Source organism: Streptosporangium sp. G11, assembly GCF_051192615.1.
GTDB lineage: Bacteria > Actinomycetota > Actinomycetes > Streptosporangiales > Streptosporangiaceae > Streptosporangium.
Window position 1 is genome coordinate 34,858 of sequence record NZ_JBPJUQ010000030.1, and the last position, 23,599, is coordinate 58,456.

24 protein-coding genes and 1 riboswitch are annotated in these 23,599 nt (G+C 72.3%); of the genes, 13 read left to right on the top strand and 11 right to left on the bottom strand.

What is annotated here, in order from left to right; translation table 11 throughout:
* Window positions 1-21 precede the first annotated feature (21 nt).
* The 5 genes from ftsR to ACSDR0_RS25815 all read left to right on the top strand — a co-directional run bounded on the left by ftsR (window position 22) and on the right by ACSDR0_RS25815 (window position 6,041).
* Window positions 22-672: a transcriptional regulator FtsR gene (ftsR, locus tag ACSDR0_RS25795; RefSeq protein WP_435291458.1), complete on the top strand. Its 651-nt coding sequence runs from the start codon at window positions 22-24 to the stop codon at window positions 670-672.
* Between the two features lie 79 nt (window positions 673-751).
* On the top strand, window positions 752-1,222 hold the full coding sequence (locus tag ACSDR0_RS25800) for a bifunctional nuclease family protein (protein ID WP_326639501.1): 471 nt from the start codon (window positions 752-754) through the stop codon (window positions 1,220-1,222).
* Window positions 1,223-1,366: 144 nt separating this feature from the next.
* Window positions 1,367-1,987: a MerR family transcriptional regulator gene (locus ACSDR0_RS25805; RefSeq protein WP_435291459.1), complete on the top strand. Its 621-nt coding sequence runs from the start codon at window positions 1,367-1,369 to the stop codon at window positions 1,985-1,987.
* Window positions 1,988-2,002: 15 nt separating this feature from the next.
* Window positions 2,003-2,095, top strand: a riboswitch (glycine riboswitch).
* A gap of 181 nt (window positions 2,096-2,276) precedes the next feature.
* Entirely contained in the window at window positions 2,277-5,132 is a 2,856-nt protein-coding gene (gene gcvP / locus ACSDR0_RS25810) for an aminomethyl-transferring glycine dehydrogenase (RefSeq protein ID WP_435291460.1), read from the top strand.
* 126 nt (window positions 5,133-5,258) lie between these two features.
* Entirely contained in the window at window positions 5,259-6,041 is a 783-nt protein-coding gene (locus tag ACSDR0_RS25815) for a tetratricopeptide repeat protein (RefSeq protein WP_435291461.1), read from the top strand.
* 72 nt (window positions 6,042-6,113) lie between these two features.
* Here the strand turns inward: ACSDR0_RS25815 and ACSDR0_RS25820 are convergent, their stop codons facing one another.
* On the bottom strand, window positions 6,114-6,464 hold the full coding sequence (locus tag ACSDR0_RS25820) for a hypothetical protein (protein ID WP_435291462.1): 351 nt from the start codon (window positions 6,462-6,464) through the stop codon (window positions 6,114-6,116).
* Window positions 6,465-6,570: 106 nt separating this feature from the next.
* On the opposite strand from ACSDR0_RS25820, the gene ACSDR0_RS25825 reads away from it, so the two are divergent.
* A complete protein-coding gene (locus ACSDR0_RS25825; RefSeq protein WP_435291518.1) occupies window positions 6,571-7,242 on the top strand; it encodes an alpha/beta hydrolase family protein in 672 nt (223 codons plus the stop codon).
* A 6-nt stretch (window positions 7,243-7,248) separates the two neighbouring features.
* On the opposite strand, the gene ACSDR0_RS25830 is transcribed toward ACSDR0_RS25825, so the two are convergent.
* Entirely contained in the window at window positions 7,249-7,440 is a 192-nt protein-coding gene (locus tag ACSDR0_RS25830) for a DUF5999 family protein (protein ID WP_329094021.1), read from the bottom strand.
* A 430-nt stretch (window positions 7,441-7,870) separates the two neighbouring features.
* On the bottom strand, window positions 7,871-8,458 hold the full coding sequence (locus ACSDR0_RS25835; protein ID WP_435291463.1) for a TetR/AcrR family transcriptional regulator C-terminal domain-containing protein: 588 nt from the start codon (window positions 8,456-8,458) through the stop codon (window positions 7,871-7,873).
* A 207-nt stretch (window positions 8,459-8,665) separates the two neighbouring features.
* Here ACSDR0_RS25835 and ACSDR0_RS25840 point away from each other — a divergent pair, with 207 nt between their 5' ends.
* Window positions 8,666-9,067 (top strand): hypothetical protein, encoded by a 402-nt coding sequence (locus tag ACSDR0_RS25840; protein ID WP_435291464.1) that lies wholly within the window; start codon window positions 8,666-8,668, stop codon window positions 9,065-9,067.
* Window positions 9,068-9,309: 242 nt separating this feature from the next.
* On the opposite strand, the gene ACSDR0_RS25845 is transcribed toward ACSDR0_RS25840, so the two are convergent.
* The 3 genes from ACSDR0_RS25845 to ACSDR0_RS25855 all read right to left on the bottom strand — a co-directional run bounded on the left by ACSDR0_RS25845 (window position 9,310) and on the right by ACSDR0_RS25855 (window position 12,256).
* Entirely contained in the window at window positions 9,310-9,969 is a 660-nt protein-coding gene (locus tag ACSDR0_RS25845; protein WP_435291465.1) for an isochorismatase family protein, read from the bottom strand.
* 281 nt (window positions 9,970-10,250) lie between these two features.
* Window positions 10,251-11,474 carry an isochorismate synthase gene (locus ACSDR0_RS25850; protein ID WP_435291466.1) on the bottom strand — a complete coding sequence of 408 codons (1,224 nt, stop codon included), beginning with the start codon at window positions 11,472-11,474 and terminating at the stop codon, window positions 10,251-10,253.
* A gap of 20 nt (window positions 11,475-11,494) precedes the next feature.
* The gene (locus tag ACSDR0_RS25855; protein ID WP_435291467.1) at window positions 11,495-12,256 is read right to left on the bottom strand and encodes a 2,3-dihydro-2,3-dihydroxybenzoate dehydrogenase; all 762 of its coding nucleotides are present in this window, start codon (window positions 12,254-12,256) and stop codon (window positions 11,495-11,497) included.
* A 437-nt stretch (window positions 12,257-12,693) separates the two neighbouring features.
* Here ACSDR0_RS25855 and ACSDR0_RS25860 point away from each other — a divergent pair, with 437 nt between their 5' ends.
* On the top strand, window positions 12,694-12,903 hold the full coding sequence (locus ACSDR0_RS25860) for an MbtH family protein (protein WP_435291468.1): 210 nt from the start codon (window positions 12,694-12,696) through the stop codon (window positions 12,901-12,903).
* A 241-nt stretch (window positions 12,904-13,144) separates the two neighbouring features.
* Here the strand turns inward: ACSDR0_RS25860 and ACSDR0_RS25865 are convergent, their stop codons facing one another.
* The 3 genes from ACSDR0_RS25865 to ACSDR0_RS25875 all read right to left on the bottom strand — a co-directional run bounded on the left by ACSDR0_RS25865 (window position 13,145) and on the right by ACSDR0_RS25875 (window position 16,357).
* Window positions 13,145-14,542, bottom strand: coding sequence for an RNA polymerase sigma factor (locus tag ACSDR0_RS25865; RefSeq protein WP_435291469.1), 1,398 nt, complete (start codon window positions 14,540-14,542; stop codon window positions 13,145-13,147).
* A gap of 196 nt (window positions 14,543-14,738) precedes the next feature.
* Complete coding sequence (locus tag ACSDR0_RS25870; protein ID WP_435291470.1) at window positions 14,739-15,113, bottom strand: hypothetical protein; 375 nt, start codon at window positions 15,111-15,113, stop codon at window positions 14,739-14,741.
* A gap of 50 nt (window positions 15,114-15,163) precedes the next feature.
* Complete coding sequence (locus tag ACSDR0_RS25875) at window positions 15,164-16,357, bottom strand: AMP-binding protein (protein ID WP_435291519.1); 1,194 nt, start codon at window positions 16,355-16,357, stop codon at window positions 15,164-15,166.
* 118 nt (window positions 16,358-16,475) lie between these two features.
* Between ACSDR0_RS25875 and menB the strand changes: the two genes are divergently transcribed.
* Both menB and menD read left to right on the top strand, forming a co-directional pair.
* Entirely contained in the window at window positions 16,476-17,327 is an 852-nt protein-coding gene (menB, locus tag ACSDR0_RS25880) for a 1,4-dihydroxy-2-naphthoyl-CoA synthase (protein WP_435291520.1), read from the top strand.
* Between the two features lie 184 nt (window positions 17,328-17,511).
* Window positions 17,512-19,170: a 2-succinyl-5-enolpyruvyl-6-hydroxy-3-cyclohexene-1-carboxylic-acid synthase gene (menD, locus tag ACSDR0_RS25885; RefSeq protein WP_435291471.1), complete on the top strand. Its 1,659-nt coding sequence runs from the start codon at window positions 17,512-17,514 to the stop codon at window positions 19,168-19,170.
* Window positions 19,171-19,279: 109 nt separating this feature from the next.
* Here the strand turns inward: menD and ACSDR0_RS25890 are convergent, their stop codons facing one another.
* Window positions 19,280-20,017 carry an ABC transporter permease gene (locus ACSDR0_RS25890; protein WP_435291472.1) on the bottom strand — a complete coding sequence of 246 codons (738 nt, stop codon included), beginning with the start codon at window positions 20,015-20,017 and terminating at the stop codon, window positions 19,280-19,282.
* A complete protein-coding gene (locus ACSDR0_RS25895; protein ID WP_435291473.1) occupies window positions 20,014-20,700 on the bottom strand; it encodes an ABC transporter ATP-binding protein in 687 nt (228 codons plus the stop codon). Before ACSDR0_RS25895 ends, ACSDR0_RS25890 begins: the two co-directional genes overlap by 4 nt.
* Before the next feature lie 156 nt (window positions 20,701-20,856).
* Between ACSDR0_RS25895 and ACSDR0_RS25900 the strand changes: the two genes are divergently transcribed.
* The 3 genes from ACSDR0_RS25900 to ACSDR0_RS25910 all read left to right on the top strand — a co-directional run bounded on the left by ACSDR0_RS25900 (window position 20,857) and on the right by ACSDR0_RS25910 (window position 23,366).
* Complete coding sequence (locus tag ACSDR0_RS25900; RefSeq protein ID WP_435291474.1) at window positions 20,857-21,957, top strand: sensor histidine kinase; 1,101 nt, start codon at window positions 20,857-20,859, stop codon at window positions 21,955-21,957.
* Between the two features lie 145 nt (window positions 21,958-22,102).
* The gene (locus tag ACSDR0_RS25905) at window positions 22,103-22,747 is read left to right on the top strand and encodes a response regulator (RefSeq protein WP_435291475.1); all 645 of its coding nucleotides are present in this window, start codon (window positions 22,103-22,105) and stop codon (window positions 22,745-22,747) included.
* A gap of 136 nt (window positions 22,748-22,883) precedes the next feature.
* Window positions 22,884-23,366 (top strand): general stress protein, encoded by a 483-nt coding sequence (locus ACSDR0_RS25910; RefSeq protein ID WP_435291476.1) that lies wholly within the window; start codon window positions 22,884-22,886, stop codon window positions 23,364-23,366.
* Window positions 23,367-23,599: the final 233 nt, after the last annotated feature.

The window sequence follows — 23,599 nt, forward strand, 5'->3', positions numbered from 1 at the left end:
TCGCAGGCCGCTCGTGCGCACATGAGCATCGGGGAGGTGCTCGCTCTCCTGCAGGGCGAGTTCCCCGACGTCAGCATCTCCAAGATTCGTTTCCTGGAGGGCGAGGGGTTGATCGAGCCGGAGCGCAGTCCCTCCGGTTATCGCAAGTTCACCTACGCCGACGTCGAGCGGCTCCGTTACATCCTCAGCGAGCAGCGTGACCGCTACCTGCCGCTGCGTGTGATCAAGGATCATCTGGAGGCGGCCGACCGCGAGGAGCGTCCGGCCGCCCGGCCGCGTGCCGTCCCCGACGACGCGCCCCCCGAGATCAGGCTCACCCGCGAGGAGCTGCTGGCCGCCGCCGAGCTCGACGAGGAGACCCTCGCCGAGCTGGAGGACTACGGCCTGCTGGCCGCGGTGGCCCGCTACTACGACGCCGAGGCGCTGGCCGTGGCCCGCAGCGTCGGAGCCCTGGCCGCCTTCGGCCTGCGCGCCCGCCACCTGCGGGCGGTCAAGGCCGCGGCCGAGCGCGAGGCGGGCCTGGTGGAGCAGGCCGTCGCCCCGCTGCTGCGCCGCCGCGGACCGGGCGCGATCGACCAGGCCGACGAGACGGCGAGGGAGATTTCCGGCCTGCTGCTGGAATTGCACGCCTCGCTGCTGCGTTCCGGCGTTCGTGGGGCCCTGGGCCGGTGAGAACCTGACCAGGCACTCGTACCCCCACGAGTGTTACGTTGAACAAACCGGTCGGAATCCAGCGAAGACGGAGCAGCCCGTGTTGCAGATGGAGGTCGTGGGCGTTCGAGTTGAGATGCCCTCCAACCAGCCGATCGTCTTGCTGAAAGAGACACATGGGGAGCGTTACCTACCTATCTGGATCGGCATGACGGAGGCCACGGCGATCGCCATGGCCCAGGCCGAGGAACCACCACCCCGGCCGCTCACCCATGACCTGTTCCGGGACGTGCTCGAGGGGCTCGGAGTCCGGCTGAGCACGGTCAACATCGTCGCCCTGCGCGACGGCATCTTCTTCGCGGATCTCGTGTTCTCCAACGGGGTCGAGGTGAGCGCGCGTCCCTCGGACTCGATCGCCTTGGCACTTCGTACCGGCGCACGTATCTTCGCGAGTGAGGATGTGGTCCGGGAGGCGGGGGTGATCATCCCCGACGACCAGGAGGACGAGGTGGAGAAGTTCAGGGAGTTCCTTGACACGATCACGCCCGAGGACTTCGGCCGCGCGGGGTAGGAATTTCGGTGCATTTACGCTTCACGACGCGCCGAGTGGGGTCGTTGACTGGACTTGGCCCCAGTCCTACGGTGCAAGTGAAACCTGCGGTCGTGCGTAAACCCCCAGATCAGGCCGTGGGATGAGAGAAAGCCGGAGGTCCGCGTGGCGGTCAGCAGCGGCGAGGGTAGAAACGCCGATCAGGATGACCCGGAACGGCGCCAGTCGGCACGTCAGCGCGCGGGTGAAGAGGGTCTGCTGTTCGACGGGCAACCGGTGAAGGTGCCCGCCGACATCGGCTACAGGGGCCCCACGGCCTGTTCCGCGGCCGGCATCACCTACCGGCAACTCGACTACTGGGCGCGCACCGGCCTGGTCGAGCCCACCGTGAGAGCCGCCCACGGCTCCGGCTCCCAGCGGCTGTACGGCTTTCGCGACATCCTGGTCCTCAAGGTCGTCAAGCGACTCCTCGACACCGGCGTCTCCCTCCAGCAGATCCGTATCGCCGTGCAGCACCTGCGCGACAGGGGCGTCAACGACCTGGCCCAGATCACCCTGATGAGCGACGGGGTGAGCGTTTACGAGTGCACCTCGCCCAACGAGGTCATCGACCTGCTCCAGGGCGGTCAGGGAGTCTTCGGCATAGCACTGGGACGGGTGTGGCAGGAGGTGGAGGGCTCCCTCGCGGATCTGCCCGGCGAACGTGCGGAGTCGGGCGAGGGCCCTTTAGGCGATCATCAGGCCGATGAGCTGGCCCGCCGTCGCAGAGCACGACGAACCGGGTAAACTCGGACTTGCCACTGACCCTGTGCGGGAGAGACCCCGACCGCGATCGGGGCGCCGAAGGAGCAACCTCCCCGGAATCTCTCAGGCACCCGGTACCGCACGGACGAGGCAACTCTGGAAAGCAGGCGCGCTCGCCAGGCGCGACTCACCGACGGTGCAAGCCTCCCGTCAAGGGCAGGTGAAGCTCTCAGGTCACGACGCGTGAGGACGGTCGTGATGACAGAGGGGGAGACCAGGCATACGCCCGCGCCCAGCGCCGGTCTCCACCCCGTCCCGGGAGGCTTCACCAATGACCGACCTGTCATCGCTCAGCGAGCTCAGCTCCCCGCCGTTCGCGACCCGCCACATAGGGCCGGACGACGCCGGCCAGACCCGCATGCTGGAGGCGGTCGGATTCGCCTCCGTCGCCGACCTGGTCGCGGTGGCCGTGCCCGAGGCGATCCGTTCCTCGGGGCGGCTGAACCTGCCCCCGGCGGCCGGGGAGTCCGAGGCCCTCGCGGAGCTGCGGGTCCTCGCCGGTCGCAACACCGTGCTCACCTCGATGATCGGTCTGGGCTACCACGACACGATCACCCCGGGCGTCATCCGCCGCAACCTCCTGGAGAACCCGGGCTGGTACACCGCGTACACGCCCTACCAGCCGGAGATCTCCCAGGGCCGCCTGGAAGCCCTGATCAACTTCCAGACCGTCGTCTCCGACCTGACCGCCCTCGACGTCGCGGGGGCCTCCCTGCTGGACGAGGCCACCGCCGCCGCCGAGGCGATGACGCTGGCCCGCCGCGCGGGCCGCGTCCCCTCGAAGGTCTTCGTGGTCGACGCCGACGCGCTGCCGCAGACCAAGGCGGTGCTGCGCACCCGCGCCGAGCCGCTCGGCATCGAGCTGGTCGAGAGCGACTTCACCGCCGAGCTCCCCGAGTGTTTCGGGGTGCTCGTGCAGTACCCCGGCGCCAGCGGCAGGGTCCGCGACTTCCGCGCCATCGCCGACGCCGCCCACGCGCGCGGCGCCCAGGTGGTCGCCGCCGCCGACCTGCTGGCCCTCACCCTGCTGGCCGCCCCCGGCGAGCTCGGCGCCGACATCGCGGTCGGCTCCTCGCAGCGCTTCGGCGTCCCCCTCGGCTTCGGCGGCCCCCACGCCGCCTACATGGCGGTCCGCGACGGCCTCCAGCGCCAGCTGCCGGGCCGCCTGGTCGGCGTCTCCCAGGACGCAGACCAGCGCCCCGCGTACCGGCTCGCGCTGCAGACCCGCGAGCAGCACATCCGCCGCGAGAAGGCCACCAGCAACATCTGCACCGCGCAGGTGCTGCTCGCCGTGATCGCCGGCATGTACGCCGTCTACCACGGCCCCGAGGGCCTGCGCAGGATCGGCCGGCGCACCCACCGGCACGCCGTCGTGCTCGCCGAGGGCCTGCGCCAGGGCGGCGTCGAGATCGTGCACGACACCTTCTTCGACACCGTGCTCGCCAGGGTCCCCGGCCGCGCCGCGGGGATCGTCGCCACGGCCCGCGACAACGGCGTCAACCTGCGCCTGGTCGACGCCGACCACGTGGGCGTCACCTGCGACGAGAAGACCGAGCTCCTCCACCTGGAGCAGGTCCTGGCCGCCTTCGAGGTCAGCGGCACCGTGCTGGCCGACCTCGACGCCGCCGCCCACGACGCGCTGCCCGCCGCGCTGGCGCGCGTCAGCGACTACCTGACCCACCCGGTCTTCCACAGCCACCGCTCCGAGACGGCCATGCTGCGCTACCTGCGCAGGCTCCAGGACAAGGACATCGCGCTCGACCGGTCGATGATCCCGCTGGGCTCCTGCACCATGAAGCTCAACGCGACCACCGAGATGGAGCCGATCACCTGGCCGGAGTTCGCCGGGCTGCACCCCTACGCGCCCGAGGACCAGGCCGCGGGCTACATCGAGCTGATCGGGGAGCTGGAGCGCTGGCTGGCCGAGGTCACCGGCTACGACGCCGTGTCGCTCCAGCCGAACGCCGGCTCCCAGGGCGAGTTCGCCGGGCTTCTGGCGATCCGCGCCTACCACACCGCGCGCGGCGAGTCGGGCCGCGACGTCTGCCTGATCCCCTCGTCCGCGCACGGCACCAACGCCGCGAGCGCCGTGATGGCGGGTATGCGCGTGGCCGTCGTCGCCTGCGACGACAAGGGAAACGTGGACGTCGACGACCTCGTCGCGAAGATCGGCAAGCACCGAGACCAGCTTGCCGCGATCATGGTGACCTACCCGTCCACGCACGGCGTGTACGAGGAGACGATCGTCCGGATCTGCGAGCTGGTGCACGAGGCCGGCGGCCAGGTCTACGTCGACGGCGCCAACCTCAACGCGCTGGTCGGCCTGGCCAGGCCCGGGGAGTTCGGGGCCGACGTCTCCCACCTCAACCTGCACAAGACCTTCTGCATCCCGCACGGCGGCGGCGGCCCCGGCGTCGGCCCTGTCGCGGTCCGCGCGCACCTGGCCGACTACCTGCCCGGTCACCCGCTGCGCGAGGGCAGCGCGGTGGGCCCGGTCTCGGCCGCCCCGTACGGCTCCGCGGGCATCCTGCCCATCTCCTGGGCCTACATCCGGATGATGGGCGCCGACGGCCTGAAGGCGGCCACCGAGCAGGCCATCCTGTCGGCCAACTACCTGGCCCGCAGGCTCAGCCCCCACTACCCGGTCCTCTACACCGGCCGCGGCGGCCTCGTCGCCCACGAGTGCATCGTGGACCTGCGCCAGATCACCAAGGAGACCGGCGTGACGGTCGACGACGTGGCCAAGCGCCTCATCGACTACGGCTTCCACGCCCCGACCATGTCCTTCCCGGTGGCCGGCACGCTGATGATCGAGCCGACCGAGAGCGAGGACCTGGCGGAGCTCGACCGGTTCTGCGAGGCGATGATCGCGATCCGCGAGGAGATCGAGAAGGTCGCCTCCGGCGCGTACGACAAGACCGACAACCCGCTGCGCAACGCCCCGCACACGGCCGACAGCCTCGTCGCCGACGAGTGGGGCCACCCCTACACCCGCACCGAGGCGGCCTATCCGCTGCCGTCGGTGCGCGAGGGCAAGTACTGGTCGCCGGTCCGCCGCATCGACCAGGCCTACGGCGACCGCAACCTGGTCTGTTCCTGCCCTCCCCTTGAGGCGTACGAGGACTGATCCCCGCCGGGCCCCGCCGGGGCCCAAAAGGCCGTGCGAACCGTGATATCCGCGGGGAATGCGGGAGGACGGACGGCGCCCCGAGTCGTTAGGCTCGGGGCGTCTCCGTATCCGGAAGGATCATGCATGCCTGAGGTGGACACCCGTCCCTTGGACACCGCGCGAAGACTGGCCGAGTCCGGCGATCTCGAGGGCGCAGCCACGATCTTCGCCGAGCTGGTCGCCGATCCCGCCGAGCCCGATCGGGCCCAGGCGGCGGTGGGTCTCGCGGTGGTGCTGGAGGAGAGCGGAGACGTGACGGGCTCCCGCGCGGCCGCGCGCGCCGCGCTGGCGACCGGGCACCCCGAGTTCGCCGCCCAGGCCGCCTGCCTGCTCGCGGGAAGCTTCGAGCGGGAGGACCTGGCCGACCAGGCCCGCGCCGCCTGGCAGGCCGCGCTGGGCGTCGGCCACCCCGCCTACGTCCCGCTGGCGCACATGGCCCTCGCCAGGCTCGCCACGAGCGAGGAGGAGGCCGAGCGGTCGCTGCGCGACGCGCTGGCCACCGCCGACCCGGAGATCGCTCCTCGTGCCGCTCAGCGGCTGGCGGAGGCGCTCCTGGAGGAGGGGGAGCCGGGAGAGGCCGCCCAGGTGCTCCTGGAGGCGCTCTCGGTGCCCGACGCGGCCGAGGTGGCGAGGCTGCGGGTGATGCTCGGCATCGCTCATCTGGAGCTGGCCTGCGCCGAGTTCTCCGGTGCGATCGAGGAGGGCGGCGACGTCGAGACCGGCGCGCTGGCCATCGAGCTCCTGGCCCGCACGCTCCCGCTCAGGGGGCGCGACGAGGACGCCGAGCGCGTGTGGCGTTACGGCCTGGACAGCGCCGACGAGGATCTCGCCGGAGAGGTCCGCCTCCGCCTCGACCGGGACCTCTGAGGCCCTGGAATGTCCAAGGCCCTGAAACCTCCGGGGCCGGGCCGCGGTGTTCCGGGTGGGGCCCGGCGGGTGTCAGTCGCGCTCCCGCCAGCGGCTCAGGGCGTGGGCGAAGTTGATCGCGACGATCCCGCCCCAGGCCAGCAGCAGTCCGGCGGTGCCGGAGGTGTGCGCCGCGATGCCGGTGAGCGGGATCCCGATGCCCATCGAACCGAGGGCGATCGGAATCGAGGAGTTCGTGCTCTTACGCGGCTTGACCCCGGGCACCCCGGCGGCGTGCATCTCGACGCGCACCCGCTGGGCGATGGTCGCGTCGAGGCGTGACACGAACGACTCGATGAGGGCGGTCTCGTACTCCGGGCCGAGGTCGCGCCGGGCCTCGACGGTGGCGCGCATGTCCTGGCGGATATCTTGATAGTCCTGCACGCTTCGATTGTTCCCGCCGTCCCGCCGCCAGGCATCAGTCATTAGGACGAGATCCGTGTCCACCTCCGAGTCCATTTCCCCCGCCGGCTCCTCCACCCCGGGGGCCATGCCGGAATCCCGGCTCCCGGCGGGCGCGGCCCCGCCCCTGGAGATCACGACCCCGCACGGCCCGGCTCTGGTGGAGATCGACGAGGTGGCCGCCCCGCGCTTCCTGCTGGTGCTCACCCACGGTTCGGCCGGGGGAGTGGACGCCCCCGACCTGCTGGCCGTACGGGACGCCGTGACGGCGATCGGCGGGACGGTCGCGCGGGTGCTCCAGCCGTTTCGCGTGCGCGGGGCCCGCGCGCCGGGGTCGGCGGTCAAGCAGGACGAGGCGTGGGAGACGCTGGTGACCGGACTGCGCGGGCGCTATCCGGGGCTGCCGCTGGCGCAGGGCGGGCGGAGCAACGGGGCCAGGGTCGCGTGCCGTACGGCCGGGAGGGTCGGGGCCCGCGCGGTCGTCGCGCTGGCGTTCCCCCTGCACCCGCCGGGGAAGCCGGAGCGGTCACGCGCCGGGGAGCTGCGCGCGGCGGGTGTGGACGTGCTGGTGGTGAACGGAGACCGTGACCCGTTCGGCGTGCCCGAGGCGGCGGATGCCGCGCGCCTGGTGGTGCTGCCGGGGGAGGGTCACGACCTCGGGAGGAATCCCGCCAGGGTGGGCGAGGTGGTCGCCGAGTGGCTCGACACGAGGATGAGGCCTGGCCCGGCGCACCCGCTCAGCGTGACCGGTCGGGTGTGACGGTCCTCAGACGACGCCGGCCAGTGGCCGGTGCGGCTCGATGACGGCACCGTCGGGGAGAAGCTCGCCGGTGTCGTCGAACAGCACCACACCGTTGCAGAGCAGGCTCCAGCCCTGCTCGGGGTGGGCCGCCATGGTGCGGGCGGCTTCGCGGTCCAGCGCGTCGGCGGACGGACAGGACGGCTCGTGCGGGCACATCGGCGTGCCTCCGGATCTCTCGTGTCGGCTCGCCCGGGTCACGCCGGGCACGGGTGGGCATCGGACATCCGGCGGCACCGTCACCGATGGGTCTCCGTTCCCACGTATGACGGGGACGAGCATCTGAATGTTGTGATATATGGCCATGCGGCCCCCTAACAGACCGAGGACCGCACATCAAGCAGATCAAGTGTGCGATCGATCGCACCTCGGCGACATAGCCCGTTAGGACTGTTTAGGAACTGGTAGAGGGTCAGTCCGTCAGGGCTTTATCAGGGGATGTGACCTATAACACAGCATGCCTCATATAAGGATATTCGACCAAGTGCAACACGCCGCCAAGCGGGTAAACGATCGGTTACAAGTTGCTGACGTGCGCCGATACGGGTTTCCCGCACCCCCCTGACCACCCCTTACCGGCCCCCTGCGTTCATCGTGCGCCCAGCCCGGTCAGGAGTGCGTCCAGGCCGTGCTCGAAGTCGGTGTCCGCCCCGGGGGCGCCGCCTCCCCTGGAGGGGGGACGCCAGGGCTCGTCCTCGTCTCCCGAGGGCTCGGCCCAGCCCGACTGCTGCACCTCCACCGCCACGGCGCCGAAGACGTAGGCCCGAAGGGCCCGTACCGCCCCCGCCGCGTCGGCCAGGCCCGCCTCGGCCAGCTGGTCGGTCTGCTCCCTGATCGCGATCGCCGCCCTGCCCCTCGGAGGCTTGGTCAGGGCCAGGGCCAGCACTCCGGGATGCTCCCTCAGTGCGGCCCGGCTCGCCCGGCACCAGGCCCTCGCGCTCTCCTGCCAGCTCTCGCCGGGCTCGGCGTGGACGGTGGTGACGTGCTCGGCCAGCGCGTCCATGAGGGCGTCCTTGCCGCGTGGCAGGTGGTGGTAGATGGCCATCGCCTCCACCTGGAGCGCGTCGCCCAGCCGCCGCATCGTCAGGCGCCGGAGCCCCTGGCCGTCGGCGATGTGGAGGGCGGCGTCGATGATGCGCTCCCTGGAGAGCGGGACGGGCGGTCGCTTGGCAGGCATGGGTGGCATCCTGCCACCGCTCACCTTACTGCGTAAAGGACGACGCGCCGGACGGAGGGAACGTTCGCCGGCGACGCCGCCGCGCGGTGGGCCGGGCCGCTTCGCGGGAGGTCCGGTCCCTGAGTGTGTGGGGCGGGGGCGGAGCGCGTAGGCTACGAGCGGTGATCTGCCGGAGGAGACCCGGCGACCGGTGAGAGAGGGAAGAAGATGGCGTTTTTCCGACCGCGCGTGAGCCGGGAGGCGGAGGTTCGTCACCACGCTGACCAGGAGGTCGGGAAGAGCTTCCCCGAGCTTCTGGAGAAGGCGCGCGAGGCGGAGGCCGAGGTGCGCCGGGCGCAGGCCGCCGCGGCCCCCGTGCAGGAGCTGCGGGCCGCCGGGCTGGCCTTCGACAGGGCGCTCACCGAGGCCCTGCGCGCGGCCGAGGCCAACCAGCGCGCGACGTTCGGGATCAAGTCGTACGACGACCGGATCCGCCGCCGCAAGGGCAGGGCCACCCCGAAGGGCGCCGAGTGGACCGCCGAGGTCAACCGCCTGCGCACCCTTCGCGAGCAGAACCGGCTGACCGGCATCCCCAGGGTCCCGCGCCCGGTCACCGCCTCCGCCCGCTGACCTCCTGACCTTCACCCGCGGGGCTCTCCTCGCGGGTTTCCCTCCGGGAACGGCCTGCTCCGTCCGCCGGTCCTTTCGCCGTTCCTCGCGCGGGGCTCTCCTCGCGGGTTTTCCCTCCGGTGACGGCCCGCTCCGTCCGCCGGTCCTCGCCCGCGGGTTTTCCGGCGACGGCCTGCTCCTTTCGCCGTTCCTCGCCCGCGGGCCCGGTCCCGCTGAGCCGAAAGCCCGGCCGGGCTTCCGGCTCAGCGGGCGGCGTGCGCGGCCGAGGCGGCGAGCAGCCGCCGGACGCGGACGGCGGGCAGGACCGCCGCGCACCGCTCGGCCGCGTAGGTCTGGGCCATCCGGTGGTGCTCGGCGGAGAAGTCGGCCACCCCGTCGGCGACGAAGAACACCTCGACATCACCCATGAAGGCGTCGCAGGCCGTCATCAGGCAGCCGATGTGGGCGTAGATGCCGGTGACGATGAGCTGGTCGCGTCCCTGCTCGGCGAGCAGGGCGCGCAGCGGGGTGCGGTGGAAGGCGCTGTAGCGCCACTTGGTGAGCCTGATGTCGTCCGGGCCGGGGGTGAGCGCGGCGACGATCTCCTGGGCGCTCGGGTCGGCACCGACCCCGGCCCCCCAGAAGTCCTCCAGCAGGCCTCGCTGGGCCGAGGTCTGCCCGCCGGGCTGGGCCGAGTAGACCACCGGGACGCCCAGCTCCCAGGCCGTCTCGCGAAGACCGGTGATCGCCGAGACCAGTTCCACGATCGGCGAGGTTCCCGGCGCGAACGCGTTCACGAAGTAGTTCTGCATGTCGTGGACGAGCAGCACCGCCCGGCGGGCGTCCGGTGTCCAGGAGACGCGGTTGACGGGCATCTCGTCCTCGCGGGGCATCGGATAGGGGGTGATAGCGGGTATGGCCACGACTGCCTCTCCTTCTGCTTTCTGTCGGCGTCTCGACGTGCTGGGGGTGTCACCGGGCGCGGCGGGTCTCACCGGCCCCATCGGTCCCCGGTGGCGCGGGTGCTCCGGCGGGGCCCGCGCGGGCACGGCCCGGCCGGGCGCCTCGCCCGCGGCCGGTCCCGCTCCGGGTGAGGCGCCGGTGTTCCGGGAGCCTCGGAGCCGGAGGTTCCGGGGCTCCGAAGCGGGAGGGCGGGAGGTTCCCCGCGTTCATGGGCCGGACGTCAGGCCCGGGGGGATGCCGGTCACGCCTGTCCTCTCCCTGGCGTCTCCCCGGTGACGGCGACGGCTCCCATGCCGGAAACCGCGTTCGTGTCCAGGTCCAGGTCCACGTCGAGGTCCGGGGCCAGGCCGAGGGCCTGCAGGAGGGTGCGGAACTTCGCGGAGGTCTCGGCCAGCTCCTCCTCGGGGACCGAGCCGGTGACGATCCCGCCGCCGGCGAACAGCCGGATGCCGTCGCCGGTCACCTCGGCGCAGCGGATCGCCACCGCCCACTCGCCGTTTCCCGAGACGTCGCACCAGCCGACCATGCCGGTGTAGAAGCCCCGGTCGAAGGGCTCGATGCGGGCGATCGCGGCGCGGGCCGCGAGGGCGGGCGTCCCGCAGACCGCGGGGGTCGGGTGCAGGGCGACGGCCAGGTCGAGCGCGGTGGTGCGCGGATCGCCGAGCCGCCCGGTGATCCTGCTGGACAGGTGCCACATGGTCGAGGTACAGATCAGCGATGGCTCGGCCGGGACGCTCAGCGCCCGGCAGTGCGGGGCGAGCGCGGCGGCCACGGCCTGGACCACGACCGCGTGCTCGTGCTGCTCCTTGGCCGAGCAGAGCAGCGCCGCCGCCCGGCGGCGGTCCTCCACCGGGTCGGCGCTGCGCGCGGCGGAGCCGGCCAGCGGGTTGGCGACGATGGCGGGCCCGTCCCTGGAGACCAGCAGTTCGGGGCTGGCGCCCACCAGGGTCCGCCCGCCGGGAAGGTCGACCGCGAAGACGTGGCCGTGCGGGTCGCGGACCGCCAGGCGCCGGACCATCGCGGCGATGTCGACCGGCTCCGGCCTCGTCAGCTCCAGCGACCTGGCCAGCACCACCTTCTCCACCGCGCCCGTGCCGAGCAGCTCCAGCACCCGCCGTACGCCCTCCAGATGGTCCGAGGGGGTGGGGACGGGGGTGATCCGCCACGGCCGCGTGGCCTCGCGGGGTGGCGGTTCGCCCGAGATGAAAGGGTCGGCCCAGCGCGCGCGCACCGGGGTGATCAGCCGTGCCGAGGCGGGGTCGTCGAACGGGATCGCGCCGACGACCAGGTCGCGGTGCTCGCGTACGCGTTCGGCCAGCTCCCGCATGGTCCAGGCGGGCGCCACCACGTCGGCGACGCCTCCGGCGAGAAGGGTGTGCCGGGGAGAGGAGAAGATCGATGAGGAACCCGGCCGGTACTCGTCGAGAAGCTCGGTGGCGCTAACCGCCTCGTATGCGATAGTCAAGGCTGACCTTTCGGGGGATCTCAGGCCCTGAGCGTGGCGCCGCCGTCCACGTACAGGTCTTGCATGGTGATGTGCCGGGCACGGTCCGAGGCCAGGAAGATCACGGCTTCGGCGACGTCCTCGGGGTCGGCCAGCCGGCCCAGCGGGATGCCCACGCGGTAGGAGGAGGGGTCTCCCATCAGCACCGCGCGGGGATCGAGTCCCGCCTGCATGGCGGTGTCGGTCGATCCGGGTGAGACCACGTTGCAGCGGATGCCGTGGCGGGCGAGTTCCAGCCCGGCGCACCGGGTGAACATGACCGCGGCGGCCTTGGACGCCGCGTACGCCGCCATGCCGACGCGCGGCACGCCCGCGGCGTTGGAGGCCACCGTGACGATCGTCCCGCCGCCGCGGGGGATCATGCGGCGGGCGACGGCGCGTACGGTGTGGAAGACCCCGCCGGCGTTCACCGCGAACACGTGGGCCCAGTCGTCGGTGCCCGTCTCCGTCACCGAGCCGGTGCGCAGCACGCCCGCGACGTTGACCAGGACCACGATCGGTCCCAGCTCGTCCTCGATTCTCCCGACGACCGCGTCCACCTGTTCGGGGTCCGTGACGTCGACGTCGTGGCGGGCCACCGGCTCCCCGCGGTCCTCCCAGGGCCCGTCGCGCACGTCGACTCCGGCCACCACCGCCCCGGTACGGGCGAGGGCCGCCGCGACGGCGGCTCCGATGCCCCCGGCGGCACCCGTGACGAGGGCCACCGCCCCGGGAAGCCCGGGATGGTCTTGCCGATCGATCACATGCACCTCACTGATCAATTTAGGTTAGCCTTGCCTCACTTACCCCGACTGTCGAGAGTGTGGCCGGTAAGAGTCAAAGGTGATCTAGCTCCTGATGATTAGGCATCTTGACATTGCCGTCAATGGGGTGGATCTTAGGTTAGGCTTCCCTAATAAGACACTCCGCCCCAGTGGTCCCTCAGGCCACTCGACCAACGCCGTGACCAGGCACTTCGCTGAGGTATACGCAGTTATGCCATTTTCGTCTGCCTTATTCCCGGGCCCGGATGACTCCTCGTGTCCGGCGGGGAAGCGGCGGTCGCCGGCCCCGGGCGCGCCGGTGGGAAACCCCCATCCCGCGGCTCCTGCGGAGGACCCGCGTTGACCGTCACTCCCGGCGCCGGGCGAACCGACCGATCCGGGTCCGCCGCCCGGTACACCCATGCTGGAGGTATCCGATGACCAACCCCTTCGACGACGAGGGCGCGTCCTTCCTGGTGCTGGTGAACACCGAGGGGCAGCACTCGCTGTGGCCCGCGTTCGCCGACGTCCCCCCGGGCTGGGAGATCGCCCACGGCGAGGACTCCCGCGCCGCCTGCCTGGCCTACGTCGAAAGCTCCTGGACCGACATGCGCCCCAGAAGCCTCGTCGCCGAGATGGGCGGCTGATCTTCCGAAGCCCTTCCCCGACCACCCGGGTGGCCGGTACGGAGCCGCCGCCCCGATCCGGCCTTCCCGGTACGGGGACACCGCTCTGATCCCCGCACAGCCCTTCCGGCAAGGGGCGCCTGGCGCTCCCGTGGGCCGGACACGACGAAGGGCGCCGTCGCGGACCGGGAGGTCTCGCGACGGCGCCCTTCGAAACGGGCCGGACGGGGTCAGGCGGCGCTGTGCCGGTCGGTCGTGCCGGTCAGCTGGCCCAGTCGAGCAGCGGACGGGTGTTGCTGGGGTGGCGGAGCTTGGAGAGCGACTCCTTCTCCAGCTGGCGGATGCGCTCGCGCGTCAGGCCGAGGTGCTTGCCGATCTCGTCGAGGGTGTGGGGCTTGCCGTCGACGAGGCCGAAGCGCAGGGCCATGATCTTGGCCTCCCTGGGGGAGAGGTTGCCGAGCACGCCGCGCAGCTGCTCGCCCAGCAGCTGGCGGTCGACGACCTCCGAGGCCTCGGGCGAGTCGACGTCCTCGATGAGGTCGCCGATGGTGGTCTCGCCGTCCTCGCCGATGGTGGCGTTGAGGCTGATCGGCTGGCGGCTGGTGCGCAGCAGCTCCTCGATCTGGTCGGGGCTCTTGTCCAGCTCGACGCCCAGCTCCTCCGGCGTGGGCTCGCGGCCCAGGCGCTGGTGCATGTCACGCTCGACGCGCGACAGCTTGGAGAGCATCTCCAGCACGTGCACCGGCAGCCTGATGGTGCGGGCCGAGTCGGCGAAGCCGCGCTGGATGGCCTGGCGGATCCACCACATGGCGTAGGTGGAGAACTTGTAGCCCTTGGTGTAGTCGAACTTCTCCACCGCGCGGATCAGGCCCAGGTTGCCCTCCTGGACCACGTCGAGCAGGGCCATGCCCCGGTCGGTGTACTTCTTCGCCACGGAGACGACCAGGCGGAGGTTGGCCTCCAGCATGTGGTCCTTGGCCCGGCGGCCGTCCTCGGCGATCCACTCCAGGTCGTCACGCGCGACCGCGGACAGGCCCGGCTCGGCCTCCAGCTTGGACTCGGCGTACAGGCCGGCCTCGATGCGCTTGGCCAGCTCGACCTCCTGCGCGGCGGTGAGCAGGGTGCGGCGGCCGATCGACTTCAGGTAGGTGTGCACCGAGTCGCCCATGACGGAGGACTGGTCGTCGAGGTCGAGGGTCGGCTCGGCCTCCACCTCGGTCTCCTCCGCCGGGTTCCACTCGTCGTCGAGCTCCGCCGCGGCGTCCTTGGCGTCCTTCGCGGCGGTCTTCGCGGTCTTGGCGTCCCTGGTGGTCCTGGGGGCGCTCGCGGGCTCCGCCCCGGTCCCGGCGGCACCGGCCGCGGGCTCGTCCTTCGCCGCGGTCTTCCTCGCGGTGGTGGTCTTCGCCTTGCGGGCGGGGGTCTTGCGGGTGGTCTTGGCGGCGGCCGCGGAGAGCGGGGGCTCGTTCTCGGCCGCCAGGCTGACGCCCGCCTCGGTGAGCTCTCGCAGAATCGACCTGCCCTCGGTGGGGCTGATGCCGGCCTCGGCGAAGGCGTGGCGCAGCTCCGCGAGTGAAAGGTGGCCCTGGACTCGCCCTCGGTCAAGGAGCTGGTCGAGGGTCGTCGGGGCCTCAGATGAGGTCGCCACGGCGGTTGGGGGCATGAGGACACCTCCTCCATCACGGAGTCGTCTGACTTTACGGTCTGCTGGTCTTGGGGTGGGGCCGTCTGGGGGGCCGCTCAGCGCACCAGTACCAATAACCCCAGCCAAGAACTTTCTGTTCCCGGCTTGACTCGGAAAATATGATGGGTGGATCGCCTTCCCGGCGATCCACCCGCACCTGGGCGCCAGGGAAAGCCTATTCGATCACTTCCACGAGGCCCTCTGGTGCCGGGTCCGCGGGACCTTCGAGCAGGGGGCCGTCGACCATGGGCATCGGGAAGGGCTCCGCCTCTTCCAGGCGGTTCTCGTTCCAGTAACCGACGACCTTCTCGGGGTCGGGGTTGACCTCCTTGGAGACCACGTAGTCCTCCGCGGGGGGAGGGGACGCGGTCGGCGACGACTCCTGCGAGGGCGCTCCGGGCTCGTGCGGGGCCACCGGCACCGGCTCGCCCGACGGTTTCCCCGCCTTCCCGATCCCGCCCGCCGCGGCGGCCGCCGTGACGGAGATGCCGCCGGCGAGGACCAGGCTCACGATTCCAGCCGAGACCCATGTCTTCCGGGTGACGTTCATCGGGCTTGTCCTTCCTGCTTCGGCTACCTGTTGGACGTGTGAGAGCGCCTTCACGGTTCCCGATCATGACCATAACGGAGAGCTTCGAGGTCCGGCTTCCCATTGGCCAAAAGCGGTATTTCGGTCACAACAACCAGTTCCGCGGGAGCCGCGTAGCCGGGCAGCCGTTCCTTGGCGAAGGCGCGCAGCTCGGCCAGGGACGGCGGGGAGGGCGAGACGACGACGGCCACCACCCGCTCGCCCCACTCGGGGTCGGGACGGCCGACCACGGCGGCGTCGACGATCGCGGGATGCTCGGCCACCACGGCGGCCACCGCCGCGGCGACGACCTTCTCGCCCCCGGTGTTGATGACGTCGTCGGCCCGCCCCAGGACGCGCAGCCGCCCTCCCTCCAGGGCGCCCAGGTCCGAGGTGAGGAACCAGTCACCGTCGCGGACGGCCTCGGTGAGGTCGGGGCGGAGCCGGTAACCGGAGAACAGTACGGGCCCGCTCAGGCGGATCCGGCCGTCGTCGCCGACGCCGAGCCCCACCCCGTCGAGGGGCTCGCCGTCGTAGACGCAACCGCCGCAGGTCTCGCTCATGCCGTACGTGGTGACCACCCGGCCCCCGGCCGCGCGGGCCGCGGCGAGCAGGCCGGGGGGAGCGGCGGCGCCGCCGAGCAGGATCGTTTTGAACGTCGACAGACGCGTGAGGCGCGTCGAACTCACCTGGAGCAGCCGGCGCAGCTGGGTCGGCACCAGCGAGACGTGGTCCGCGCCGCTGGAGAGCACGGCCTCGGGGGAGAACCCGTCGTGCACGATCGGCTCGGTCCCGCCCAGCAGCGATCTCACCAGGACCTGCAGGCCGGACACGTGGGAGGGCGGCAGGCAGCAGAGCCAGCGCTCGCCCGCCCCGGCGTCCAGGCGCCGCAGCGAGGCCGAGGCGGAGGCGCGCAGGGCCTCGGCGGACAGCTGCGCGCCCTTCGGGACGCCGGTCGAGCCGCTGGTGGCGATGACCACCGCGACGTCGGCGGGCACGCCGACGCCGCCCTCGCGGCGGACCCCGTTGACGTGGGTCGGGCGCAGCGCGTCGAGCGCCGCCCGCAGCGCGGGGGCGGGCAGGGCGGGGGAGAGGGGCAGCACGGCGGGACCGCTGCCGTCCAGTGCCGCGCCGACGGCCCGGAACAGCTTTGGGCCCGCCGGTAACACCACTGCGTGCAATTCCCTTTGCACGGAAAGCCATACCTCGTGCACAGGAATGGTCATCACGGTCGTAAGGTTAGTGCCGGAAGCCGGACAACGGCCGGGGTGGGCCCGGCACAGCGGAGAGGGTGAAGCCATCGTGGGCACGGAGCGGGTCGAGCCGGGCGGGGACGAGCGGGTGGTGGCGGAGACGGCCCCCGAGCGCGACGGCGCGGTCGACTGGAAGAGGTCCGGCCAGTACGAGGACATCATCTACGAGACCGGCGAGGGCATCGCCAAGATCACGATCAACCGTCCGGAGCGGCACAACGCGTTCCGCCCGACGACGCTCTTCGAGCTCAAGGACGCCTTCAACGTCGCGCAGGAGGACGCGGAGATCGGTGTGATCATCTTCACCGGCGCGGGCGACAGGGCCTTCTGCTCCGGCGGCGACCAGAAGATCCGCGGCGACGACGGCTACGTCGACAAGTCCACCCCGCACGTCGGCCGGCTCAACGTGCTCGACCTGCAGGTCCAGATCCGCCGCTGCCCCAAGCCGGTCATCGCGATGATCGCCGGTTACGCCATCGGCGGCGGCCACGTGCTGCACGTGTGCTGCGACCTGTCCATCGCCGCCGACAACGCGGTCTTCGGCCAGACCGGCCCCAAGGTCGGCTCCTTCGACGGCGGCTACGGCTCCTGGCTGCTGGCCGAGACCGTCGGCCTGAAGCGGGCCCGCGAGATCTGGTACCTCTGCCGCCAGTACGACGCGCAGAAGGCCCTCGACTGGGGCCTGGTCAACGCGGTCGTGCCGCTCGCCGAGCTCGAGGCCGAAACGGTCAAATGGGCCAGGGAGATGCTGGACAAGTCGCCGCTGGCGCTGCGCATGCTCAAGGGCGCGCTGAACGCGGTGACCGACGGCGCCGCGGGGATGCAGCAGTTCGCCGGCGACGCCACCCTGCTCTACTACATGAGCGAGGAGGCGCAGGAGGGCCGCGACGCGTTCAAGGAGAAGCGCGCCCCCGACTTCGGCAGGTTCCCCCGCCGTCCCTAGGGACGGCCAAGGGCAGGTTGCGCGGCCCTCACGGGCGGCGAGGGCAGGTTCCCCCGCCGCTCCCAGGGGCAGCGAGGATCCGAACGGGTTCGGTCCCGAGGCGCGCCGTCCCGCGTAGGCGAGGTCGCTTTCGCGCGCCTCACGACGGACTCACCCCCGGGTGCGGAGTTAAGGAGGCGGTGCGGTGAATCCCGCGACCGCGCTCGCGACGGTGCTGGTCGACGAGCTCGCCCGCTGCGGTCTCACGGACGTGGTGCTCGCCCCCGGGTCGCGCTCGGCGCCGCTCGCCCTGGCAGTGCACGCCGACAGCCGCATCCGGCTGCACGTGCGGGTGGACGAGCGCTCGGCCTCCTTCCTGGCGGTGGGCCTCGCCCGCCGCAGCGGCCGGCCGGTCGTCCTGATCTGCACCTCCGGCACCGCGGCGGCCAACTTCCACCCGGCCGTCATCGAGGCGCACGAGTCGGGGGTGCCGCTGCTGGTGCTCACCGCCGACCGCCCGCCCGAGCTGCGCGACACCGGCGCCAGCCAGACCGTCGACCAGGTCAAGCTGTACGGCACGGCCGTCCGCTGGTTCAGCGAGGTCGGCGTGCCCGAGGACCGCCCCGGCCAGGTCGCCTACTGGCGGTCGACGGCCTGCCGCGCCTACCAGCGCGCGCAGGGCCCGTACGACCCGGGGCCGGTCCACCTCAACGTGGCCTTCCGCGAGCCGCTGGTCCCGGACGGCGACCCGTCCTGGTGCGAGTCCCTGGAAGGCGACGCGGCGGGGCCGTGGGTCCGCGCCAGGGTGGCCTCCCCGCCGGTGGCGCTGCACCTGCCGCCGACCCGGCGGGGCGTGCTTGTCGTCGGCGACGGCGCGACCAACACGCGCAGATACGTGGCGGCGGCGGGCATGGCCGGGTGGCCGGTCCTGTCGGAGCCCAACGGCGGCGCCCGCTACGGCGACCACGCGATGTCGGCCTACCACTTCCTCCTGGGCACCCCGGAGTTCGCCGACCGCCACCGCCCCGACGTCGTGGTCACCCTGGGCCGCCCCGGGCTGTCCCGGCCGCTGCTCAACTGGCTGAGGCACGCGGACGAGCACATCGTGGTCGCCGCCGACATGACCCGCTGGCCCGACCCGACCCGCTCGGCCACCCAGGTCGCCCAGGTGGTGGAGATCCCGGTCGCCGCGGGCGACGACGCGTGGCTGCACTCCTGGCGCCGCGCCGAGACGGCGGCCAGGACCGCGATCGACGAGGTGCTGGACGGGACGGGGCTCAGCGAGCCGCGCCTGGCCCGCGACCTGGTGGAGGCGCTGCCCAACGGGGCGCTGCTGTTCTCCGGCTCCTCCATGCCGATCCGCGACCTCGACCAGGCGATGCGTCCCCGGCGGGGGCTGCGGATCCTGGCCAACCGGGGGGCGGCGGGCATCGACGGCGTGGTGTCGTCCGCGATGGGCGCGGCGCTCGCCCACAACGGCCCCTCCTACGCCCTGATGGGCGACCTGACCTTCCTGCACGACCAGAACGGGCTGCTCCTCGGCTCCCGCGAGCCCCGCCCCGACCTCTGCCTGGTCGTGGTGAACAACGACGGCGGCGGGATATTCTCGCTGCTTCCCCAGGCCGCGCTGCGCGACCCCTTCGAGCGGGTCTTCGGCACCTCGCACGGGGTGGACCTGGGCTACGTGGCCGCCGCCACCGGCACGCCCTACACCTTCGTGGACGAGCCGGGCCAACTGGTCAAGGCGCTGCGCGGCGACGGGTTGCGCATGGTCGAGGTACGGACCGACCGGGAGTCCAACGCGATGCTGCACTCCATGATGCGCGACGCGGCCCACGCCGCCGTCCGCGACGTCGTGGCGTGACACCGTGACGCGACGCTGTGACGTGACGTCGTGGCGTGACGCCGTGGCGTGACGCGCTCCCGGGATCACGCCGCGTCGCGTGCTCCCGGGATCACGTCGTACGGCGAGGTCACGTGACGTCGCGGCGGAGCGTCAGGGCGCGGGCGGCGAGCACGGTCACCGCGACGTAGCCCGCGAACAGCAGCCCGCCGGCCCAGACGGGCAGCAGCTCGCCGCCCAGGGGCATGCCGCTCAGGGCGCGGGCCGCCCCGGTCGGCAGCCACCTGCCCAGATCGGGCAGGAAACTGACGAGCAGGTAGTCGGCGTACATGAACCAGGTCAGTGCCACCGCCACCGCCGCGACCTGGTTGCGGATCAGGGCCCCCAGGCCCACCCCGAGCAGGCCGTACAGGACGACCGCGAGCGCCGATCCGAGCAGGACCGCGGGCACCCGGGGGGTCCAGGCGGGGTGGCCCGCCAGGCCGAGCATGACCAGGCCCGCCACCAGCGTGACCAGCGCCGAGACCGTGGCGATCAGCAGGCCGATGATCCCGTACGCGGCCAGCTTGGCCCTCACCACCCGGTCCCGCCTGGGGTTGACCAGGAACTGCCAGGTGATCGTCTGGTGGCGGTTCTCCCCGGCCATGCCGAGCACGCCGAGCAGCAGGGTGAAGACGTAGGCCTGCTGGGTCATGGTGTAGACGTTCTCGATCTGCGCGTCGAGCGGCACCCCGCCGCCCTGCCCCATCAGGAGGACCATCAGCCCCACCCAGGCCACGCACAGCGGGGGCGCGAGGGCGGCCAGGATCCAGGTGGTGCGGTTCGCGCGCGCCTTGAGCAGTTCGGCGCGGATCAGGTCGGTCATCATCCGGCCACCTCCATGTAGAGCTCCTCCAGATCGGTCTCCGGAGTGAGCGGGCCCTGCCAGGCGAGGCGCCCCGCCCGTACGACGATCGCCTGGTCGGCGATCTGCTGGATCTCGGCGAGCACGTGGGTGGAGACCAGGACCGTGCGCCCCTGGTGGGTGTAGGCCCGCAGGAAGCCCCGCAGCCAGCGCATGCCCGCCGGGTCCAGGCCGTTGGCGGGCTCGTCGAGGATGAGGATCTCCGGGTCCCCCAGCAGGGCGGAGGCCAGGGCGAGCCGCTGGCGCATGCCCAGGGAGAAGCCCCGCACCCTGCGGTCGGCCGAGGCGGTGAGGTCGACCTGTTCCAGCACGTGCTCCACGCGCCCGGGATCCAGTCCCGCGGCGAGGCGGAGCGCCTCCAGGTGCGTGCGGGCGCTCAGCCCCGGGTGGAAGGCCGCGGCCTCCAGCACCGCGCCGACCGTGGTGACGGGACGCTCCAGGTCGCGGTAGGGCCTGCCGCCGATCGTCGCGGTGCCCGTGGTGGGCGTGACCAGGCCGAGGATCATGCGCAGGGTGGTGGTCTTGCCCGCCCCGTTGGGGCCGATGAAGGCCGTGAGTGTTCCCCGCTCCACCGTGAACGACAGGTCGTCGACGGCTCGTACCCCGCCGAACGTCTTTCCGAGGTGGGTGACGCTGATTGCTGACATGGCCTCGACGATGGCCCCGGGGAGGGTGGGAACGCACGGTCCCGGGGGTGGAGTCCGCGACGTCCACCCGGAAGGAGGCAGCGGCGGCCCGGGGTGGAGACGATCTCCACCCCGGGGCCCATGGCCGGCCGCCGGGAGCATGGGTAGCTTGGCGTCGTGACGTTCCTCCGCCGCCCCTCGGTACGCGGGTTCCTCGCCGTCGCGCTGGTGGTGTACCTGCTCCTCGGCCCGGTGCTCGCCGCGGTCGAGATGGGCTGGCCGGGCCTGTTCACGGTGGTCCCCATCTGCGCCGTGGCCTTCGGCTGCTGCGTGTGGGCGCTGCTGGTCCAGAACACCCGGCGCAACGCCTGGCTGCTCGCGGTCACCCTGACCGGCGGGCTCGCCCTGCACGTGATCAATCACTTCAGCGGTCTGCCCTTCCTGTACGTCGTCCTCTACGCCGCGCCGTTCAGGACCCGCTTCTGGCCGGCGGTGCTCCTGGTCACGGCCGACATCGCCGGAACGACGGGCCTGTCCCTCCTGGTCGGGCTGCAGGGCTGGGAGGTGATGGGCAACGTCTTCGGCCTCACCTACGTCGCCGTCCTCGCCTTCCTGATACGGCACGTGAAGACGACCAGGGAGCACGCCGCGGCGCTCGCCGAGGCGCGGGCGGGCGAGGCCGTGCTGGCCGAGCGGGCCCGGCTGGCCAGGGAGGTTCACGACATCCTGGCGCACTCGCAGTCGGCGCAGATCGTCCACCTGGAGGGTGCGCGGCTGCTGCTCGAACGGGGCGACGACCCGGCGGCGGCCCTCGACCGGGTCAACCGCGCCGTGCGGCTGGCGCGCGCCGGGCTGGAGGAGACCCGCAGGGCGCTCGACGCGCTGCGCGGGGAGGAGCTTCCGCTGGCCGAGCGGCTGGAGCGGCTGGCGGTGGAGTTCCGGTCGGTGACCGGCGCGTCCTGCGCGGTCTCGGTCGCGGGGAACCTCGACTCGCTGGAGGCGGGGGCCAGGCTGGCGGTGGCCAGGACCGCGCAGGAGGCGCTGACGAACGTGCGCAAGCACGCGCCGGGCGCGGCGGTGTCGGTGGCATTGCGCCGTGTCGGCGCCTGGTGCGAGCTGGAGGTACGCGACACGGGCGGCCCGCCGGACCCGCCGGCGTCGCCGGGAGGGGGATACGGGCTGGTGGGGATGCGCGAGCGGGCCGAGCTGATCGGCGGTTCGCTGGCCGCCCGGCCGGGCGCGGAGGGCTTCGAGGTCCTCCTGCGGGTCCCGGCGTGAGCCGCCCGCGGCACGGCGCCGCCGTGGGGGCGGGCACCGCGCCGCGGGCGGCTCACGCCGGTGCCGTACGGTACCGGCGTACGGGGGAGCCGGGCGGGAGCGCCGTCGGGACACGCGGGCGGGTTCGAGGGACGCGGGGGCAGAGGTGACCGTACGGGTGCTGGTGGCCGACGACCAGACGGTGGTGCGGGAGGGGCTGGTGCTGCTGCTGGGACTGCTGCCCGGCATCGAGGTCGCGGGGGCGGCGGCCGACGGGCGGGAGGCGGTCGATCTCGCCGGCTCGCTCCGGCCCGACGTGGTCCTCATGGACCTGCGGATGCCCCGCATGGACGGGGTGGAGGCGACCCGCAGGATCAGGGCGGCCCACCCGGAGATCCACGTGGTGGTCCTGACGACGTACTCCGACGACGAGTCGGTCTTCGCCGCGCTGGCCGCCGGGGCGCGGGGTTACCTGACCAAGGACACCGACGCAGAGTCCCTGGCCTCGGCCATCGCCACCGTGGTCGAGGGCGAGGCCCAGTTCGACCCCGGTGTCCAGCGGCGGCTGGCCGAGGCGGTGGTGACCGGGAGCCGCCGGGCGCCGGAGTTGCCCGACGGGCTCACCCGCCGCGAGAGCGAGGTCCTGCGGCTGATAGCGGCGGGCCGCTCGAACACGGAGATCGCCGGGGAGCTGTTCATCTCCGAGGCGACGGTCAAGACGCACATCAACAACCTCTTCGCCAAGGCGGGACTGCGCGACCGGGCACAGGCGGTGACCTACGCCTTCCGGCACGGCCTGGTCCCCGACTGACCGCGACGGCGACACCGGGGGCCGGGACGCGTCGTGGAGGATGACTGTCAGGTCTGGGGATGTGGGGACGCCGTAACGGGGTCAGGGTGGGTCGCGTACGGATTCACCCGGCGGTTGCCCGTCGAAGGGAAGTGCCATGCGACCTGACGTCAGTCTGACCGGCCACGAGACGGTGGCGAGTTTCGGCAACTACGCCGAGGCCCAGCGTGCCGTGGACCAGCTGTCGGACCAGAAGTTCCCGGTCGAGCACGCGATGATCGTCGGAGTCGGTCTCCGGCTCATCGAGCAGGTGCTCGGGCGGCTGACCTATCTTCGCGCCGCGGGGATGGGAGCGGCCACCGGAGCCTGGTTCGGACTGCTGATCGGCCTGTTCTTCGCGATCTTCACTCCAGGACGCTTCCCCTTCGTCCTGGTCCTGTGGGGCCTGATCTGGGGTGCCATAGCCGGAGCGATCTTCGGGCTGGTCGGCCACGCGCTCACCGGGGGCAAGCGTGACTTCCTCTCGTCGAGCGCGATCGTCGCCGAACGCTACGAGGTGCTGGTCGCGGCCCCGCACGCCGCCGAGGCGCGCAGGCTGCTCAACGTGGGCACCTCCCAGCAGATGCATCAACAGATCTGACCGGCGTTCCCCGGGGCGGGGCCCGCATGGAACGTGGGTACCTCCCCGGCGGACGCGTCAGCGGATCTGACCGGCGTTCCCCGGGGCGGGGCCCGCATGGAACGTGGGCACTTCCCCGGCGGACGCGTCAGCGGATCTGACCGGCGCTCTCCGGGGCAGGGCCCGCGCGGGCGGCGCGGGCGGCATCGTTCACGCCGCCGTCCCGCGTCCGCCGCCGGGCGGCCGGACCCACC